15 protein-coding genes are annotated in these 16,118 nt (G+C 45.8%); 1 reads left to right on the top strand and 14 read right to left on the bottom strand.

The window, feature by feature from the left end; all coding sequences use genetic code 11:
* Nucleotides 1–12: 12 nt before the first annotated feature.
* Nucleotides 13–1,473: an aldehyde dehydrogenase family protein gene (locus MTR11_RS12665; RefSeq protein WP_243327764.1), complete on the bottom strand. Its 1,461-nt coding sequence runs from the start codon at nucleotides 1,471–1,473 to the stop codon at nucleotides 13–15.
* Between the two features lie 72 nt (nucleotides 1,474–1,545).
* Nucleotides 1,546–1,944, bottom strand: a complete 399-nt coding sequence (locus MTR11_RS12660; RefSeq protein ID WP_005375789.1) for a RidA family protein — start codon at nucleotides 1,942–1,944, stop codon at nucleotides 1,546–1,548.
* A 155-nt stretch (nucleotides 1,945–2,099) separates the two neighbouring features.
* On the opposite strand from MTR11_RS12660, the gene MTR11_RS12655 reads away from it, so the two are divergent.
* Complete coding sequence (locus MTR11_RS12655) at nucleotides 2,100–2,990, top strand: LysR family transcriptional regulator (RefSeq protein WP_005390962.1); 891 nt, start codon at nucleotides 2,100–2,102, stop codon at nucleotides 2,988–2,990.
* A gap of 105 nt (nucleotides 2,991–3,095) precedes the next feature.
* Here the strand turns inward: MTR11_RS12655 and MTR11_RS12650 are convergent, their stop codons facing one another.
* The 12 genes from MTR11_RS12650 to MTR11_RS12595 form a co-directional block, all read right to left on the bottom strand.
* Nucleotides 3,096–4,481: an FAD-binding oxidoreductase gene (locus tag MTR11_RS12650; protein WP_243327763.1), complete on the bottom strand. Its 1,386-nt coding sequence runs from the start codon at nucleotides 4,479–4,481 to the stop codon at nucleotides 3,096–3,098.
* Between the two features lie 527 nt (nucleotides 4,482–5,008).
* Nucleotides 5,009–6,112 carry an NADH:flavin oxidoreductase gene (locus MTR11_RS12645; protein ID WP_243327761.1) on the bottom strand — a complete coding sequence of 368 codons (1,104 nt, stop codon included), beginning with the start codon at nucleotides 6,110–6,112 and terminating at the stop codon, nucleotides 5,009–5,011.
* A 217-nt stretch (nucleotides 6,113–6,329) separates the two neighbouring features.
* Nucleotides 6,330–6,743 (bottom strand): hypothetical protein, encoded by a 414-nt coding sequence (locus MTR11_RS12640; protein WP_243327760.1) that lies wholly within the window; start codon nucleotides 6,741–6,743, stop codon nucleotides 6,330–6,332.
* Between the two features lie 123 nt (nucleotides 6,744–6,866).
* Nucleotides 6,867–7,787 (bottom strand): heme o synthase, encoded by a 921-nt coding sequence (cyoE, locus tag MTR11_RS12635; RefSeq protein ID WP_243327758.1) that lies wholly within the window; start codon nucleotides 7,785–7,787, stop codon nucleotides 6,867–6,869.
* Nucleotides 7,748–8,059, bottom strand: a complete 312-nt coding sequence (cyoD, locus tag MTR11_RS12630) for a cytochrome o ubiquinol oxidase subunit IV (RefSeq protein ID WP_012842490.1) — start codon at nucleotides 8,057–8,059, stop codon at nucleotides 7,748–7,750. The genes cyoE and cyoD overlap by 40 nt, the downstream gene beginning before the upstream one ends.
* Nucleotides 8,059–8,661, bottom strand: a complete 603-nt coding sequence (gene cyoC, locus MTR11_RS12625; protein ID WP_243327756.1) for a cytochrome o ubiquinol oxidase subunit III — start codon at nucleotides 8,659–8,661, stop codon at nucleotides 8,059–8,061. The genes cyoD and cyoC overlap by 1 nt, the downstream gene beginning before the upstream one ends.
* Nucleotides 8,651–10,687 carry a cytochrome o ubiquinol oxidase subunit I gene (cyoB, locus tag MTR11_RS12620; protein ID WP_243327755.1) on the bottom strand — a complete coding sequence of 679 codons (2,037 nt, stop codon included), beginning with the start codon at nucleotides 10,685–10,687 and terminating at the stop codon, nucleotides 8,651–8,653. Before cyoB ends, cyoC begins: the two co-directional genes overlap by 11 nt.
* Nucleotides 10,688–10,692: 5 nt before the next feature.
* Nucleotides 10,693–11,574: a ubiquinol oxidase subunit II gene (gene cyoA / locus MTR11_RS12615; RefSeq protein WP_243327753.1), complete on the bottom strand. Its 882-nt coding sequence runs from the start codon at nucleotides 11,572–11,574 to the stop codon at nucleotides 10,693–10,695.
* Nucleotides 11,575–12,366: 792 nt separating this feature from the next.
* Nucleotides 12,367–13,125, bottom strand: a complete 759-nt coding sequence (locus MTR11_RS12610; RefSeq protein ID WP_005390975.1) for an SDR family oxidoreductase — start codon at nucleotides 13,123–13,125, stop codon at nucleotides 12,367–12,369.
* Nucleotides 13,126–13,235: 110 nt separating this feature from the next.
* Nucleotides 13,236–14,141 carry a 3-hydroxyisobutyrate dehydrogenase gene (gene mmsB / locus MTR11_RS12605; protein WP_005390978.1) on the bottom strand — a complete coding sequence of 302 codons (906 nt, stop codon included), beginning with the start codon at nucleotides 14,139–14,141 and terminating at the stop codon, nucleotides 13,236–13,238.
* Nucleotides 14,142–14,152: 11 nt separating this feature from the next.
* A complete protein-coding gene (locus tag MTR11_RS12600; RefSeq protein ID WP_243327751.1) occupies nucleotides 14,153–15,292 on the bottom strand; it encodes an enoyl-CoA hydratase/isomerase family protein in 1,140 nt (379 codons plus the stop codon).
* Nucleotides 15,293–15,300: 8 nt separating this feature from the next.
* The gene (locus MTR11_RS12595; RefSeq protein WP_243327749.1) at nucleotides 15,301–16,086 is read right to left on the bottom strand and encodes an enoyl-CoA hydratase; all 786 of its coding nucleotides are present in this window, start codon (nucleotides 16,084–16,086) and stop codon (nucleotides 15,301–15,303) included.
* Nucleotides 16,087–16,118: the final 32 nt, after the last annotated feature.

The raw sequence follows: 16,118 nt of genomic DNA, 5'->3' as shown, positions 1-16,118 counted from the left end.
ACCCTGCTGTTCTTAGTAAGGGCGCTGATAAGCGGTTTTCACCACGGTGTAGAACTCTTTGGCGTACTGACCTTGCTCACGAGGGCCAAAGCTAGATTCTTTACGGCCACCAAATGGGACGTGATAATCTGTACCCGCAGTTGGCAAGTTAACCATGACGCAGCCCGTTTGGACTTGCTGTTTGAAGATCGCGCTATTGCGCAGGCTTTGCGTGATAATGCCGCCTGTCAGGCCAAAGCGCGTATCGTTCGCGACCGCAATTGCCTCATCCAGATCAGAAACGCGAATCACGCTTGCCATTGGTGCAAAGACTTCTTCTTGGTTCACTTCCCAGCTGTTTTGTGTGTTCAAGAACAGGGTTGGTGACATGTAGTACCCGTCATGCTCTAGGCTCAGACGCTCACCACCGAAAGCCAGCTCTGCGCCCGCTTGGCGAGCGTTTTCGATCCATTCAAAGTTCGCATTCAGCTGGTTACCATCAACAACAGGACCCATGAATACGCCCTCTTCCAGCGCGTGACCCACTTTAAGTTCGCTCATGCGTTTGATTAGCGCTTCAACATACGCGTCGTGAATTCCGTCCATAACCACAAGACGAGAAGACGCAGTACATTTTTGACCCGCACCCGAGAATGAGCCTGCGATTGTGGCTTCAACGGCAACTTGAATGTCTGCATCATCTGCCACTACGAGCGCGTTTTTACTGCCCATCTCTAGCTGACAACGCACAAAGTTTGGTGCCGTAGCCGCTGCAACTTTACGGCCAGTGTCCACAGAACCAGTGAAGCTAACGCCGTTCACGTCTTTCGAATTGATAAGGGTATTACCTACTTGCGAACCGCTACCCAAAACGAGGTTAAACGTGCCAGCAGGTAAACCTTGGCGATGGATAATCTCAGTCAGTGCAACGGCACTTGCTGGAGTTAGGTTGGCAGGCTTCCAGACGACACTGTTGCCAAACGCAAGTGCTGGCGCGATTTTCCAAGCCGCTGTTGCTGTTGGGAAGTTCCAAGGAGAGATAATGGCGATAACGCCGACGGCTTCGCGAGTAACTTCAACGGAGACACCTGGACGGACGGAAGCAGCGTTATCGCCAATTTGACGCAGTACCTCAGCAGCAAAATATTGGAAGAATTGGCCAGCACGGTAAATCTCACCTCGACCTTCAGCAAATGGCTTGCCTTCTTCACGCGAAAGCAAGGTGCCCAATTCGTCACATCGTGCAATGAGCTCATCACCAATCGCTTGCAGCACTGCTTGTTTACGCTCGATTGGTGTTTTTTCCCACTCTGGCTGCGCTGATTTAGCCGCTTGAATCGCTTGCTCTACTTGCAACACACTCGCTTGTGCGAAATCGCCTATGTTTTCGCTGATATCAGAAGGGTTAATATTGGCGATGGTGTCCATGCCCGATTGCCATTCACCTGCTATGTAGAGGGATTTTTCTGCTTGAACATTGTTAATAAAAGTCATGGTTCTTTCCTTGTTCTTCCGATTTGTGATGGCAAGCCACCCACTCACTGATCTCAATTATTCTTGTTGGATTTATTCTGGTTGGCTTGCCGACGCGTAGACGACAAACTCCACCAACATTTCTTCTCGTGCTAACCCTGCAACCACCATGGCGGCGCGATTTGGGTACGGCGCTTCAAAATATTCCGCGTACACTTGGTTAACGGTTTTTAAGTATTCTCTGTCGGTCACGTAAATCAGGACCTGCAATACAGAGTCCAAAGACTCCCCTGCACACTCCAGGGTATGAATGAGATTGTTAAAGGTTTGACGTGTTTGTGCTTCGATGCCGCCTTCCACAACCGCGCCTGTGTCATCAATAGGAATTTGAGCCGTATACAGGGTTCCGTTGTTGACTATCGCCCATTCAAGCGGCGCTTTAGAAGCAAATAGACTGGTTTTAACTGGGTGTTTTTTAGTAGGAGTATTCACGTGCCTTTCAACCTTTGTAACAGCTTTGTTTCAATATAGTTAAATGATGCACATTGACAGGCGATAAATCTAACGGTAATTTTTTTACATTTGATAAATAAAACTTATCACCTCATTGAGAATAACGTAAATAAAGGGATTAAGAGGCATTAGGGATGAGTATTAAGCTTCAACAATTAATGCATTTTGTGATGGTAGTCGAGGAAGGTGGGTTTCGAGCCGCTTCACATCGTGCAAATCGATCTCAGGCTGCGCTCTCCACGTCGATAAAAGAGCTAGAGAAAATGCTAGGACAAACGCTGTTTGAGCCCGGCAACAAAACCAAATTAACGCCTTTTGGTGAGATTTGTTTGCCCAAGGTGGTTCAGTTTCTCAATATCTACAGTGCGCTGGACAACGATCTCAAAGCTGCCGCGGCCGGACAGCAAGGGAGAGTGCGAATTGCGAGCGTTCCTTCTGTTGCAGCGAAACTCATCCCGAGCGTGTTGGGTGCCTTTTGCGAGCAGTATCCAAATGTAGAAGTAAGCTTGATCGATGATAACGCGGCGGGCGTCGAGGCTCGCTTACTCTCCGGTGAAGTCGACTTGGCGCTCGGTAACCCCTCTCACCTTGATGAGGGCGGCATTGACTTTACACCGCTGTTGTCCGACCCCATTGGCGTGGTGTGTTTAAAAGATAACCCGATTGCCAATAAAACAGAGGGAATCGAGTGGCAAACTTTGCTCGAACAACCTTTTATTCGTAACGGCACCTGTACGCTTCTCGATCCAACCCCAGCCAGAGCACTGAGTGAGCAAGCGCTCTATTCGGTCGAGAATATCACTTCGCTGTTTTCTGTCTTAGAACTTGGGATTGGTGTCACGACCCTACCGAAGCTTGCTTTCCCAACCAATGAAACACGCTTGGTTTGGATCCCACTTATCGATCCACCGCTTGAAAGGCAAATTGGTATCTTTACGTTGACCGACCGCACGATCTCGCCTCAAGCAAAAGCGTTTCATGATTTGTGTGTACGTTATCTAAACTATCAAGATGAAGAGACGTAGTTCGAAGGTTTTAGCTAACAGTGGCTCCATTAGATTTTAGAGCCACTGTTATTTGATATTAAGTGACAGATCCGGTCATATGAAATGACGACGCTCTTATTGCACTTATTCTGGCTTGATATTCTGATTCATTCTGAACAAGTTATTTGGATCAAACATCTTCTTCACTGCTTGTAAACGCGCAAAGGTTGGACCGTAGGCAGACTCTGTACGTTCAGCTTCGTCTTGTGTAAGGAAATTGATATACGCTCCGCCACTTGCATAGGGCTTAGTCTTGGCAAAAAATTCCCTTGCCCAGCTGATGCAAGCTTCATCATCTTCTGCTAAATCCCATCTTCCATGTACATTTAATACATAGTTTGCATCACGGCTAGAATAAGCCATAGACTCGGGCTCAGGTCTAGAGGCAGCGCAGCCAAGAGAGGCGATAAAAATCTCACACTGAGGCGATGGTAACTTACCTGCGTATTCTATCGCTGCATCAATCACACCTTCGCTTAACGAGTTAAAATTGTGCGATTTCCAATAGTTACGTGCGCCCGGAGTAAGCAATGGATCAAACGCTTGCTGCCACGCCGCAAATGGCTGTACACCAACGTGCTCACCATGTGCATCACCAAACTCTCTCAACGGTGCAATTAACTTCTCACCTTCAGCCGGGTCACCCGCATAACATATCGCGAGTACAACTACTTCTTTACCGTGAACGCTTTCAGGTAAGAATGGGAGTGGCGGCGCTTTCCGACTCACCATCCAGACACTTAGGTCATCAGGGGCCGACTCAGTGAATTTCGCAAACTGGGTGATAATGGATTTCGCTTGCTCAAATGGAAAGACAATGAGACCACTTAACACCTCTGGACCGACAGGATGTAGCTGGAATTCAAAACGCGTAACGATACCAAAGTTACCGCCGCCCCCACGTAACGCCCAGAACAAATCGGCATTTTCTGTCTCATTCGCGAGCAGTTGACGACCATCTGCAGTTACGACATTTGCAGAGACCAAGTTGTCTATCGTCATACCATATTTTCGGCTCAACCAACCAAAACCACCACCAAGCGTTAACCCCGCAATTCCCGTGGTTGAATTAATGCCGACAGGCGTTGCTAATCCATATTTTTGTGTGGCCTCATCGACATCAGCCAACGTACAGCCAGGTTCAACGAAAGCCCTTCTTTCGCTTTCATCCACTTGAACATGATTCAAAAGCGACAAGTCGATCATCACACCATGATCGCAAACCGCATTGCCCGCAATATTATGCCCACCACCTCGGACCGAAAGTAGCTGATTGTTATCCCGAGCAAAGTTAACCGCCATCACGACATCATCGGCAGACTTGCAGCGAGCGATAACACCGGGACTGCGATCTATCATGCCATTCCAGATTTGACGAACTTCGTCGTACGTAGGATCTCCGGGCAAAACAACATCACCCTGAAATTGATTTTTGAAGTGTTCAATGGTTGCATTTTCTAGACTATTCATATTAGTTGCCTCTCACGTTTTACATGAGGCTTGCAAAGCACAATGCAACGACAAGCTAATACAAGTCCCTCACAATTAAACGTGACGTTTGAGTAGCTATTTTCAGCAAATAAACAAGGCCCCACAGTAACGATACCGCAGGGTCACAAATTCCCTTACTCTCTTGGGTTCGATAAAGCTGAAACACAGTTATAAAAATCAGATAGTTATCGCAATGATACCGCACCTCAAAGCACCTTCTGTATTCTTTACCCTGCGTGACACTCGCACCTAATTATTAATAAGTTCATTGTAAGTTTAGAATGCAATTTAGTTTCAGATATGAAACTTTGTCTTATAATTAATATTTTTAATAATTAATTATATTACCTTTATTTATCAATTAAATAGGATTATAAAAATATTTCGGACTGCGAATAGTGAATAGCCGTTAGAGGCAGTGATATTGAATTAAATAGAATAGCCTTCTTAGTATTTTAGAAGACTATTGCATTATTAATCAGTGACATACCGTCACTTAAGGTGGGTTATTTACGACGATTTCGGTTCTTATACACTACGCAAAAGTTACCACGTTTGGTACGGCACTTTGAGCAACGTTCGCAATCCACTGGCGCTCGATTACCCTCTTTCCAGCGCTTTATTAACTGAGGCTCAGCCAATAAAGGACGTGACACAGCGAAAAATTGGATATCTGTGTTTTCTGCAATTTTCTCAATCGCATCAATGTCACTCAATCCGCCGACAGTAATCACCGGTATGTTAACGTCCTGACTGATCACGTGCCCATATTCGTGAAAGTAACCTTCTTCTTGTAGTGTATAACCATCGAACGTTTCACCAACAAGTTCGTTTGCTTTGCCGTGAACATTGCCAGATACGATGATCGCATCAACGCCTACTTCTTCAAGTTTCTTACAGACGACGCGAGTTTCATCGAACGTTAAACCGCCGTCAAAGAACTCTGTTGCCGTCAGTTTAACGAGGATGGGAAATTCGCTCCCAACCAGCTTTCTGGTTTCAGAAAAGATTTCTAAAAGGAAACGCATGCGATTTTCTAAGCTACCACCGTATTCGTCTTCGCGACGATTATAGTACGGGCTTAAAAACTGGTTAATTAAGTAAGTGTGTGCCGCATGAATCTCTACGCCGTCAAAACCAGCGTCTTGAGCACGTTTACTCGCCAATGCGAATGCCTTTACGATGTAATCGATCTCGTCCTTAGTCATCGCTTTGCCTTGCGTATTCGTGCCACGCTCAGGCACGTCACTCGGAGCGAAGATGACACGCTCACCGACGTTGTAGGTGGTTTTGGTTCCGCCGTAAGCAATTTGCATTACGATTTTAGAATCGTGTTGATGTACTAGCTCTGTTAGCTTTTTGTATTCTTCAATAAAAGAGTCGTTGTAGATCCCCATCATCCCAGCGTTGGGTTTCTCTTCTTCCACGATATTGGCATAACCGGTAACAATTAGACCCACTTCACCTTTCGCCAACTCTTCGTAAATATCGTAAAGCTTATCCGTCATGTGGCCATTTTCAGTCGCCATGTTTTCCCACGTTGCGCTGCGCACAAAACGGTTCTTTAGGGTCATGTTGCCAATGCGGGCTTCGGAAAACAAAATGCTCAAAACCAGTCCTCTTAATGTTGTCTTTATGGTTCTATCTTTTCCCAAGTAACCAAGAACAAAAAAGGAACAGCGATACACAACGTATGGCTGTTCCTTCTCTGAACCCGTGAGACCTGCAAACTACAGGCGCACCTTAATGCCTCGTGGGTGACAAAACTTTAATCTGGATTAAGGTTTAGTGAGATAAGCTTGTAAGCAAAGCAACTCGGCCGATTTCTCAGTTTACCTTCACTCTACATTCTGGGGGTAAGATCTTCTCTTTTTCGAATGAGACTTCACAATCCACAAGAACGCTTCCTCCCCCATGTAGGTAAAAGTAATCAAACACGAAAAATACTTTATTATCACGCTCTCCATACTCTTCTACAAAAACGCCAGCACTCTGGTTGAAATCCAGTTTTTCATTATCTAGAGAAATGGAGGAAACTCGAAATACATCATTTATTTCATAATCTGAACGATTAATTGTATCGACTTCAATCACTGGATTAATCTCCATGTTGTGGATAATAAGCCTGACAAGAATATCTCCAACGCGATAAGTTTCCACGGAGCTAACCGAGGACGGAACTTGGGCTAATACGCATGAAGACATTGCAACAATTGAAAGAAGAGTAAAACGACGAAACATGAACCACGACCATAGTTAAAAGGGATAATCATATTATCTCTTTTAGGCATGAATTCGAGTCTAGCAAAGCATGTAGCTCTCAGAATAGGAGCTACATGGAAGTGATATTAAAGAATTTCAAACTCAATAAATAAATGGCAACGGAATAAGCTCTAATCCTAGTACACCACTGATCCCCATCACCACTAGCAGTGAGACTTTAAACACCGACTTTGACCAAGCGATGTAGTTGCTGTCATCAATGCTGCGAAAGGTCACTTTCGTCCACATAAAGCAAACGACCGCTGCAACCGCTAAGTATCCATACCCGGCTTCACCAAGTAAAAATAACCCCAGCGATACTGCTCCAAACGCCACGACATACGCTTTCATGTGTCGATGCACTTTATGAATGCCTTCTTTAACTGGCAATACGGGAATCCCGGCTTCTCGGTAGTCTTGCATGCGGAACATGGCAATGGCATACGAGTGCGGCATTTGCCAGAGACAGAACATGGTAAAGAGTAAAATCGCTTCCAAGCTAATGAAGTTTGTTACCGCCAAGTAACCCACCAATGGCGGAACTGCGCCTGAAATACTTCCCACTAAAGTTCCATACACCGAGTTACGTTTGTACCACATCGTGTAAAAGAACACGTAATACACGTAGCCAAGCAAAACGACGACAGCGGATAGTGGGTTCACTCGGATAAATAACAGTGCGGTGCCTACCAGCAATAAAGCAAGTGCATAAACAAACGCAATATCGATATTGATGTTGCCTTTCACTGTTTCACGATTTCGTGTACGTGCCATCTTTTGGTCGATATCACGATCGAAAATATTATTCACCACACAACCTGAAGCGATGACTAACCCAACCCCAACTAACGTCGTAACGAACAACATTAGACTGGCTGGTTCTGTTTTTGCGGCGAGGAAGAACCCCGCCGCAACAGAAATCAGGTTGCCGAAAATAATGCCCGGTTTGGTGATAGACAAATAACTTTTCAGCATACCTTGGCCTACAACTTCATGTTGACGTTCATGTTGTAGATGATCCATACCGAGCCAGCGATAAGGATAAGTACAACAATGGCGGTAAACATCAGTGATACAAGGTTCCAACGTCCGTCGGATGTTTTTGTTTCCATGTGCAAGAAGTATTTAAAGTGAACAAATATCTGCACTAATGCACATCCAAATAGAATCGCATAGGTCGTTGTATCTGGTAATGATTTCGTCCAAACAAAGTAGAACGGAATTACCGTCAGAATCAGTGAGGCAATAAAGCCTTTCACGTAATCTGACGCACTGGTTTCTACATGTTGATCCATTACATTACCCCCAGTAAGTAAACGATGGTAAAGACACAAATCCAAACGATATCTAGAAAGTGCCAGAATAGGCTTAAGCAGTTAAAGCGCATTGCCATATTGTCGTTCAGACCTTTCGTCGACAGTTGGTGATATGCTACCGCCAACCAAATCAGACCAAAGGTTACGTGCAGGCCGTGCGTACCAACCAACGTAAAGAATGCCGATAGGAATGCACTTGTTTGTGGGCCATAGCCTTCTTCAATCAGGTGATGGAACTCATAGACCTCCATACAGATAAAGCCAAGACCAAGCGCGAACGTTACTAACATCCAACGTTTGAGACCAGCAACGTTGTTGCGCTTCATCGCGATAATGCCAAAACCAAATGTGATACTGCTATACAGCAGCAGCATGGTTTCGACAAACACGAATGGCAGTTCGAAAATGTCTTTACCTGTTGGGCCCGCAATTGAATTGCTCGACAGCACAGCGTATGTCGCGAACAAGGTCGCAAACAGTACACAGTCACTCATCAGGTAAACCCAGAAGCCAAATAGCTTGTTGCCATTCGTGTCATGGTGGTGATCATGGTCGTGATGTGCTGCGATATTAGTTTGCATACGTCACCTCCAGATCATCTTTACTTTCGCTGTCTTTCACTGAGTTTTTCTTCGCTTCTTCAAGCTGAGCTCGACGCTCGGCCTCAATTGCTTTGATCTCTTCAACTTCCACGTAGTAATCCACGTCATCGTTGTAGCTGTGCTGAATACACGTCACGATAATACCGACCAAACTTGCTGCCGCTAGCCACCAGATGTACCAAATCATGCCGAAGCCAAATAGGAGCGACCAAGCCGACACGTAGATGCCTGTTGCCGTGTTTTTTGGCATATGAATACGTTCGTATTCCACTTCTTTAGTTGGATCGAACTCGCCACTTTGTTTCTGGTACCAGAAGGCATCCAGCACATCACCTTTTGGCAGGTGTGCAAAGTTGTAGAACGGCGGTGGAGACGATGTTGCCCACTCAAGAGTACGACCACTCCACGGATCACCAGTTAGGTCACGGTTTTGCTCGCGGTCGCGGATACTCACGTAAATTTGGATGAACTGAGACAATACGCCCAGTGCAATCACAACCGTACCTGCTGCGGCAATCGACAACAGTGGGAAGTATTCAGGGTTGATGTCTTGGCTTAAACGACGAGTCATCCCCATAAAGCCCAACGCGTAAAGCGGTAGGAACGCCATTAAGAAACCAATAATCCAAAGATAGAACGCACGTTTGCCCCAAGTTTCATTCATGGTGAAACCTGTCGCTTTCGGGAACCAGTAAGTGATCGCAGCGAAACATCCAAACACCACACCACCGATGATAACGTTGTGGAAGTGAGCAATCAGGAATACTGAGTTATGCAGAACGAAATCTGCACCCGGAACAGCCATTAGTACGCCTGTCATACCACCAACAGTAAAGGTGATCAGGAAGCCCACCGTCCACATCATTGGCGTCGTAAAGCGGATGCGGCCTTTGTACATGGTGAATAGCCAGTTGAAGATCTTCACCCCTGTTGGGATAGAAATAATCATCGTGGCAATACCGAAGAAGGCATTTACGTTCGCGCCAGATCCCATCGTAAAGAAGTGGTGTAGCCAAACGACAAACGCAAGAATCGTGATAACTACGGTAGCCCAAACTAGCGATGTGTAACCGAACAACTTTTTACGTGAGAAGGTTGCGGTGACCTCTGAGAACACACCAAAAATTGGCAAGATCAAAATGTACACTTCTGGGTGGCCCCAAGCCCAAATCAGGTTGACGTACATCATTACGTTGCCGCCAAGATCATTGGTAAAGAAGTGCATGCCTAGGTATCTATCCAGCGTTAGCAGAGCGATAGTCACCGTTAGGATTGGGAATGAAATGATGATCAAAATGTTTGCACACAGAGACGCCCAAGTGAAAACTGGCATCTTCATCATTGGCATAGACGGTGTACGCATACGCAAAATGGTCGCGAAGAAGTTCACGCCTGTTAACGTCGTACCGACACCTGATATCTGCAGCGCCCAAATCCAATAGTCGACCCCGACTCCTGGGCTGGCCTCAATACCTGAAAGCGGCGGATACGCTAGCCAGCCGGTGCGACCAAATTCACCTAAGCCGAGAGACATGTTTGTTAGAATGACACCAACAACAAACAGCCAAAAGCTCAAGTTATTCAGATACGGGAAAGCTACGTCACGCGCACCAATCTGTAATGGCACGATGATGTTCATCAGACCAATAACCAATGGCATCGCTACGAAGAAGATCATGATCACGCCATGGGCAGTAAAAATTTGATCGTAGTGATGCGGTGGCAAGTAACCTGCTTCACCCGCAGAAGAAAGGAGTTGCTGACTACGCATCATGACTGCGTCAGCAAAACCACGAACAAGCATCACCATCGCTACTGCGATGTACATGAAGCCAAGTTTTTTATGGTCTACTGAAGTAAACCATTCATTCCACAAATATTGCCACTTTCCGGCTTTAGTTACCGCGTAAACTACGGCTAAACCAACCAGCGCCACAACCGCTAAGGTGATGACGATAATAGGTTCGTGGAATGGAACTGAATCAAGAGTTAATCTTCCAAACATTACGATTATCCTTGGTTTTCAGGCAAACAGTTCATTGAACCAGGATGCTGAGTCACAACGTCGGTGAACAAGAACGGAGGAACGCTAGAGAACAAAGTGACTGGCTCTGCGATACTTGGCGCTGCCAGTGAGCTGTATTGCTCCCAATCTTCAATACGATCAGGGCTCGCCTTCACTTTCCGCACCCAATTTAGGAACGCAGCACGATCAGACATTGCTGAAGCTGTGAACTTCATTTGCGAAAAGCCTTCGCCGCTGTAGTTCGATGCAAAACCCTTGTAGTCACCTTCGTGGTTCGCGATCAGGTTGAGCTTGGTTACCATTCCTGGCATCGCGTAGATCTGTGTACCTAAACGAGGGATGAAAAACGCGTTCATGATGTTGTCCGAAGTCAGTTTGAACTGTACTGGCACATCTTTCGGGAACGCCACATAGTTCACCGTCGCAATGTTTTCTTCTGGATAGATGAACAACCATTTCCAATCGAGTGACACCACTTCGATGGTCATTGGTTTAACATCACTTTCCAATGGTTTGGAGGGCTCTAGTTCATGAGTCGAACGCCATGTGATCGTCGCAAGAATCGCAATGATGATGATTGGAATTGTCCATACCACCACTTCGATTTTGGTCGAGTGTGACCACTCGGGAGCGTACTCTTCTTCAGTGTTAGAGGCGCGGTATCGGTAAGCGAAGTAAATCGTCATTAGAATCACAGGGATTACAACGATCAACATCAGCAAAAGAGCAGTAATAATTAGCTCTTTTTCCTGCACACCAATGGCACCTTTGGGGTCAAGTAAAGCTGAATTACATCCTGAGAGCATAAGTATGACGGACGCCAAACTTCCCCTCGACAAGATGCGTTTATATCTTGAGGCTTCCATTAACTTTCTCGATGGTTGTCTGGTGTCAAAACAAATGCCAATCACAGTAAATAAGAGCTCAGAAACAGCGCAGGGGAAATGTTTGATAAAAAGGCAAAAATTTTGATAAGTAGTTATTCTACTTACAAATTTTTCAGCGCCGTTATCAAGCATCTTAACCAGCTAGAATGAACAATTACTTGCTACGATTGGTATCAAGCTAAGAACCAGTTGTTATAGTCATTAGAATGTTTATGTGTTGAGCATGAGTAACGTCGGGATCAGAGCGAAACAAAACGGAATTGAGTGGAGATCAAAACCACACTGTTAGTGTGAGTTTATTGTTACACTTTGAAACACAATGTTACATTTGGCGCATTATGAGGAGTAAAAAGTTAAAGCTCATTAGCCACAACTGGAAACTAACCTTCCATTAATGAAACCCACACACTTAAAATAGGAGATTAACCTCAACACGAATTTCACGTGCTTCACAGTTAATGTCTTTTGAAACAGACAGTTGCAAATTTATTTTGGTGAGACTGACTATCAACTGCATTTACGTAGATAGCTTGAGTACGAAGGGGGAATTAAAAGTTGAAAATTGTGATCAATATCAAATTAATGATTTCACTTAGTATTTGAGTGGTATTTACTTCTCATTATTTACTTTTGGCAAACCATTCGCAGGGCGAATCCAAACATGAGTAATAAACACACTTACGTTGCCCAGAACTGGCTCTCGGAAAAATAGGAAATGTTGAAAGGGAAAGAAGCTTGTCATTCCGGTCTGTGGGGTCTAACCCTAGGGCTTTACATACGAATGCCTCCATCCACTTCTAAAACTCTGCCAGTAAAGTAATCACTCTCAAGAATGTATTTTACTGCATGTGCGATTTCACTTGTTTCACCCATCCTTCCAATTGGGATCATCTTTTCTAGCCGTTCTATGGCTTCTGGTTTCATTTGCTCTGCCATCGCGGTATGTACCACACCTGGTGCAATCGCCGCCGCGCGGATACCGTATCTTGCTAACTCACGGGCCCACGTTGTCGCCATGGTTGCGACCGCCGCTTTAGATGCAGAATAATTGGTTTGACCGATATTCCCTGCTCTCGCGACACTAGAAATATTGATGATAACGCCTTGTGAACCGCTCTCAATCATCTTGACGGCAGCTTCACGCCCACACAAAAATGTCCCCGTAACGTTGACGTTCATGACCAAATTGAATTGATCCAAAGACATCTTACTGATCACGCCGTCTTTTGATTTTACAAGTAACCCATCTCTTAGCACGCCAGCGTTATTGACTAGCCCATTGAGTTGGCCAAAATCTTGGATAACCGCTTCAAACGTGTTTTCAACATCGATTTCGCTCGTTACATCCACTTGATAAGTCAACGCTTTTGCGCTCAGCATTCGGCACTGCTCTTGTGTTTCCATTAAGCCGCTAGCGTTTACATCTAATAACGCTAAATCTGCACCGGCTTGAGCAAGCGTAATTGCCATCATTTGCCCAAGTCCCTGCCCTGCACCTGTAATGGCAATGACACTATTTTTAATATCCATAGTTACTGCACTCCGTCGCTAATAATGTTCCCTATTTCAAGCCTGTTTCGGTGGTCCGAAATGATGAGTTTCACTTCACCATTTCAGACGGCTTTGTAGCAAAACTCAGTCTAGCCCTTCTTACTCTTGTAAAACTCAAACAAGCTTGAGAAGTCGAGCTCGCCGTGGCCGCTCGCGTTGTGGAAAGAATATAAATTACGCGCCAGTGAGCCCATCGGAACCGAAGAGTGTGTTTGTAACGCCGCATCTAACCCCAAACCGAGATCTTTCAACATGAGTTTGCTCATAAAGCCCGGTTGGTAATCGTTGCTGGCTGGTGCACTGTCCATCACTCCTGGGCAAGGATTGTAAAGCTCCAATGCCCAATTTCGGCCGGAGCTTTGCAGCATGATGTTTGATAACACTTTGGGATCGAGCCCATGATCGATACCTAGATTTAGCGCCTCGCACGTACCAGACATTAAAATGCCGAGCATAAGGTTGTTACAGATTTTCGCCATTTGACCATCGCCCGCTTTACCGGCATGGAAAACATTTTTTCCCATGTACTGCAAAATGGCATTGGCTTTAGAAAATGCTTCATCCGAGCCACCAACAATAAAGGTTAATGTCGCCGCTTTAGCGCCGGCAACACCACCCGAAACGGGCGCGTCGACAAACAGCACGCGTTTATTTGCCGCTTCATTGGCGACTAATCGCGCAGAGTCCGGATCAATGGTTGAACAATCAATCATCAAGGTACTTGGCGAGACAAGGTTGAGGACACCTACGCCGCCGTGTAAGTCGCCAAGATACACGGAACGAACGTGAGATCCTGCTGGTAGCATCGTGATGACTGTGCTTGCACCATCCACGACTTCCTCAATAGAGCTCGCCACCACCGCACCAAAAGGTGCAAGTTGCTTTGCCGCTTCGCTATCGACATCGAATACTTGCACGTTAAACCCAGACGCTAATAAGTTCTGCGCCATCGGATGCCCCATTCTTCCTAAACCGATAAATGCGATGGTACTCATGATCATTCTCCTTATTGACCTGGTGTTTGTTCACCCAAATCAGCAAGCGGATGTTCGTCATCCAGCCAAAGTGAGGTAAACAAGGTATCGATGACATCTTCATCGACTTCACTGACACTGTTAAACATCCAATTAGGTTCGCCATCCCGGTCAATAAGCCGAGAACGGACGCCCTCTTTAAACTCACCTAATAAGGCGCTGCGAACCGATAAACTCAGCTCCAAGCGGAAGCAATCTGCAAGCGGTAAGCTGTGGTATTCTTTCACTTGTCTGAAGCAAATATGCGCGGTGATTTGACTGCCCGCGGCGAACGTTTGTTTCGCGTTTTCTATCCACTGACTGTTCCCTTCGATAGCCATGATTCGCTGTGCTATTGCATTAAGATCAAAGCCTTTGCACGCTTCCTCTATCTGATCTAAGTATGGACAAATTTGCGTGGTTGGTTTGCTATCAATAACCTGTTCTTCCATTAATTGTAGTAGCGCAGTTACCAACTCTTTCGCATCTTCTTTGCCCCACTGGAGCCGCTTTAGCTCATCCAGTAAGGTGGGATACTGCTCTTCCAACAGTAACCAATCGGCCAAACCAATAGTGACAGCGTCACTTGAATTCACCATTGAACCTGTCAATCCGAGGAATAAACCCACTTGCGGATCTATCTGGCTTAAAAACCACGTACCTCCCACATCAGGATACAGTCCGATATTGATTTCTGGCATAGCAAGGCGTGATGTTGTTGTCACAACTTTATGGCTGGTTCCCATAAAAAGCCCCATCCCACCACCCATGACAATACCTTCTCCCCAGCCGATAATAGGTTTGTTGTAAGTGTGGATAAGATAGTCACACTCATACTCCAACGAGAAATAGTCCGTACAGAACTCTACGATTTTTTCTTTACTCTCGTTATGCATGACGTGATACATAGCTCGAACATCGCCACCAGCGCAGAATGCTTTTTCTCCAGCGCCAGTGAGTACCACACAAGTCACATGCGGATCATCTTGCCACTTGATAAGCTGATCGTTGAGTTGGACCAACATGTCATACGTCAATGCATTCAATGAAGCGGTGTTGTCTAACGTTGCGATACCAATGCGGTGCACGCCATCTAAGCACTCTATTTCACTGATGGTTACCATCCCTGCCATGTGGCCTCCTATCGGTTTTTCCATTGCGGTGGGCGTTTTTCTAAAAAGGCGCGAACACCCTCAACTTGATCTTCCGTATCAAAAAGATTCAGAAACAACTCTCGCTCTTTCATTAAGCCGTGCTTAAGTGGCGCAGAGCGCATATTTTGAATGAGCGCCTTACATGCGGCGACAGAAGATGGTGACTGGTTCGCAACAGATTCAGCAAGCTCCAACGCTTTACTTAACGCTTCGCCTTTGGGAACCAACTCCTCAGCCAAGCCTAGTTCTTTTGCTTTGTCAGCGCTAACTTGTTCTCCACATAAAATGATGCGCTTTGCCCAGCCTTCTCCTACTAACGCTGTGAGGTTTTGGGTACCGCCAGCGCAGGGCAAAAGTCCGACTTTGGCTTCAGGTAAAGCAAGTACCGCTTGCTCTTCAACTACTCGAATATCACAAGCTAATGCCACTTCTAAACCTCCGCCCATGGCGTAACCATTAATGGCGGCAATGGAAACACCACGGAATTCCGAGAGTGTTTCAAACGCTTCACCAAAGCATCGCGCCATGTCTAACGCAACCGCTTTGTCACCATCAGAAAATAGCTTGAGATCCGCACCAGCAGAGAAAAACTTTTCTCCACTGCCGGTTAAAACCAGTGCGTAGACCTGCTTATCATCGTTAAGTGTGAGTATCAGCGACTTCAGTGCCTTGAGGCTCTCTGCTGTCCACGTATTGGCTGGCAGGTTGTTCATCGTGACCACCGCAACGTGATTAGCGATCGTATGTTGAATGGCTTCTTGGGTTAATGGCATATATGAATCCTTTCTCAATGAACAAATCCAAT

It is taken from the genome of Vibrio sp. CCB-PB317 (assembly GCF_022808245.1).
Lineage (GTDB): Bacteria > Pseudomonadota > Gammaproteobacteria > Enterobacterales > Vibrionaceae > Vibrio > Vibrio diabolicus.
Note: the sequence above shows the minus strand (reverse complement) of the source record. Positions and strands in the feature narration are given on the sequence as shown.

Coding starts and splice junctions, on each gene's coding strand:
- MTR11_RS12665 (WP_243327764.1), bottom strand. CDS start 1,473: ATGACTTTTATTAACAATGTTCAAGCAGAAAAATCCCTCTACATAGCA.
- MTR11_RS12655 (WP_005390962.1), top strand. CDS start 2,100: ATGAGTATTAAGCTTCAACAATTAATGCATTTTGTGATGGTAGTCGAG.
- MTR11_RS12650 (WP_243327763.1), bottom strand. CDS start 4,481: ATGAATAGTCTAGAAAATGCAACCATTGAACACTTCAAAAATCAATTT.
- MTR11_RS12640 (WP_243327760.1), bottom strand. CDS start 6,743: ATGTTTCGTCGTTTTACTCTTCTTTCAATTGTTGCAATGTCTTCATGC.
- cyoE (WP_243327758.1), bottom strand. CDS start 7,787: ATGGATCATCTACAACATGAACGTCAACATGAAGTTGTAGGCCAAGGT.
- cyoD (WP_012842490.1), bottom strand. CDS start 8,059: ATGGATCAACATGTAGAAACCAGTGCGTCAGATTACGTGAAAGGCTTT.
- cyoC (WP_243327756.1), bottom strand. CDS start 8,661: ATGCAAACTAATATCGCAGCACATCACGACCATGATCACCACCATGAC.
- cyoB (WP_243327755.1), bottom strand. CDS start 10,687: ATGTTTGGAAGATTAACTCTTGATTCAGTTCCATTCCACGAACCTATT.
- cyoA (WP_243327753.1), bottom strand. CDS start 11,574: ATGGAAGCCTCAAGATATAAACGCATCTTGTCGAGGGGAAGTTTGGCG.
- MTR11_RS12610 (WP_005390975.1), bottom strand. CDS start 13,125: ATGGATATTAAAAATAGTGTCATTGCCATTACAGGTGCAGGGCAGGGA.
- mmsB (WP_005390978.1), bottom strand. CDS start 14,141: ATGAGTACCATCGCATTTATCGGTTTAGGAAGAATGGGGCATCCGATG.
- MTR11_RS12600 (WP_243327751.1), bottom strand. CDS start 15,292: ATGGCAGGGATGGTAACCATCAGTGAAATAGAGTGCTTAGATGGCGTG.
- MTR11_RS12595 (WP_243327749.1), bottom strand. CDS start 16,086: ATGCCATTAACCCAAGAAGCCATTCAACATACGATCGCTAATCACGTT.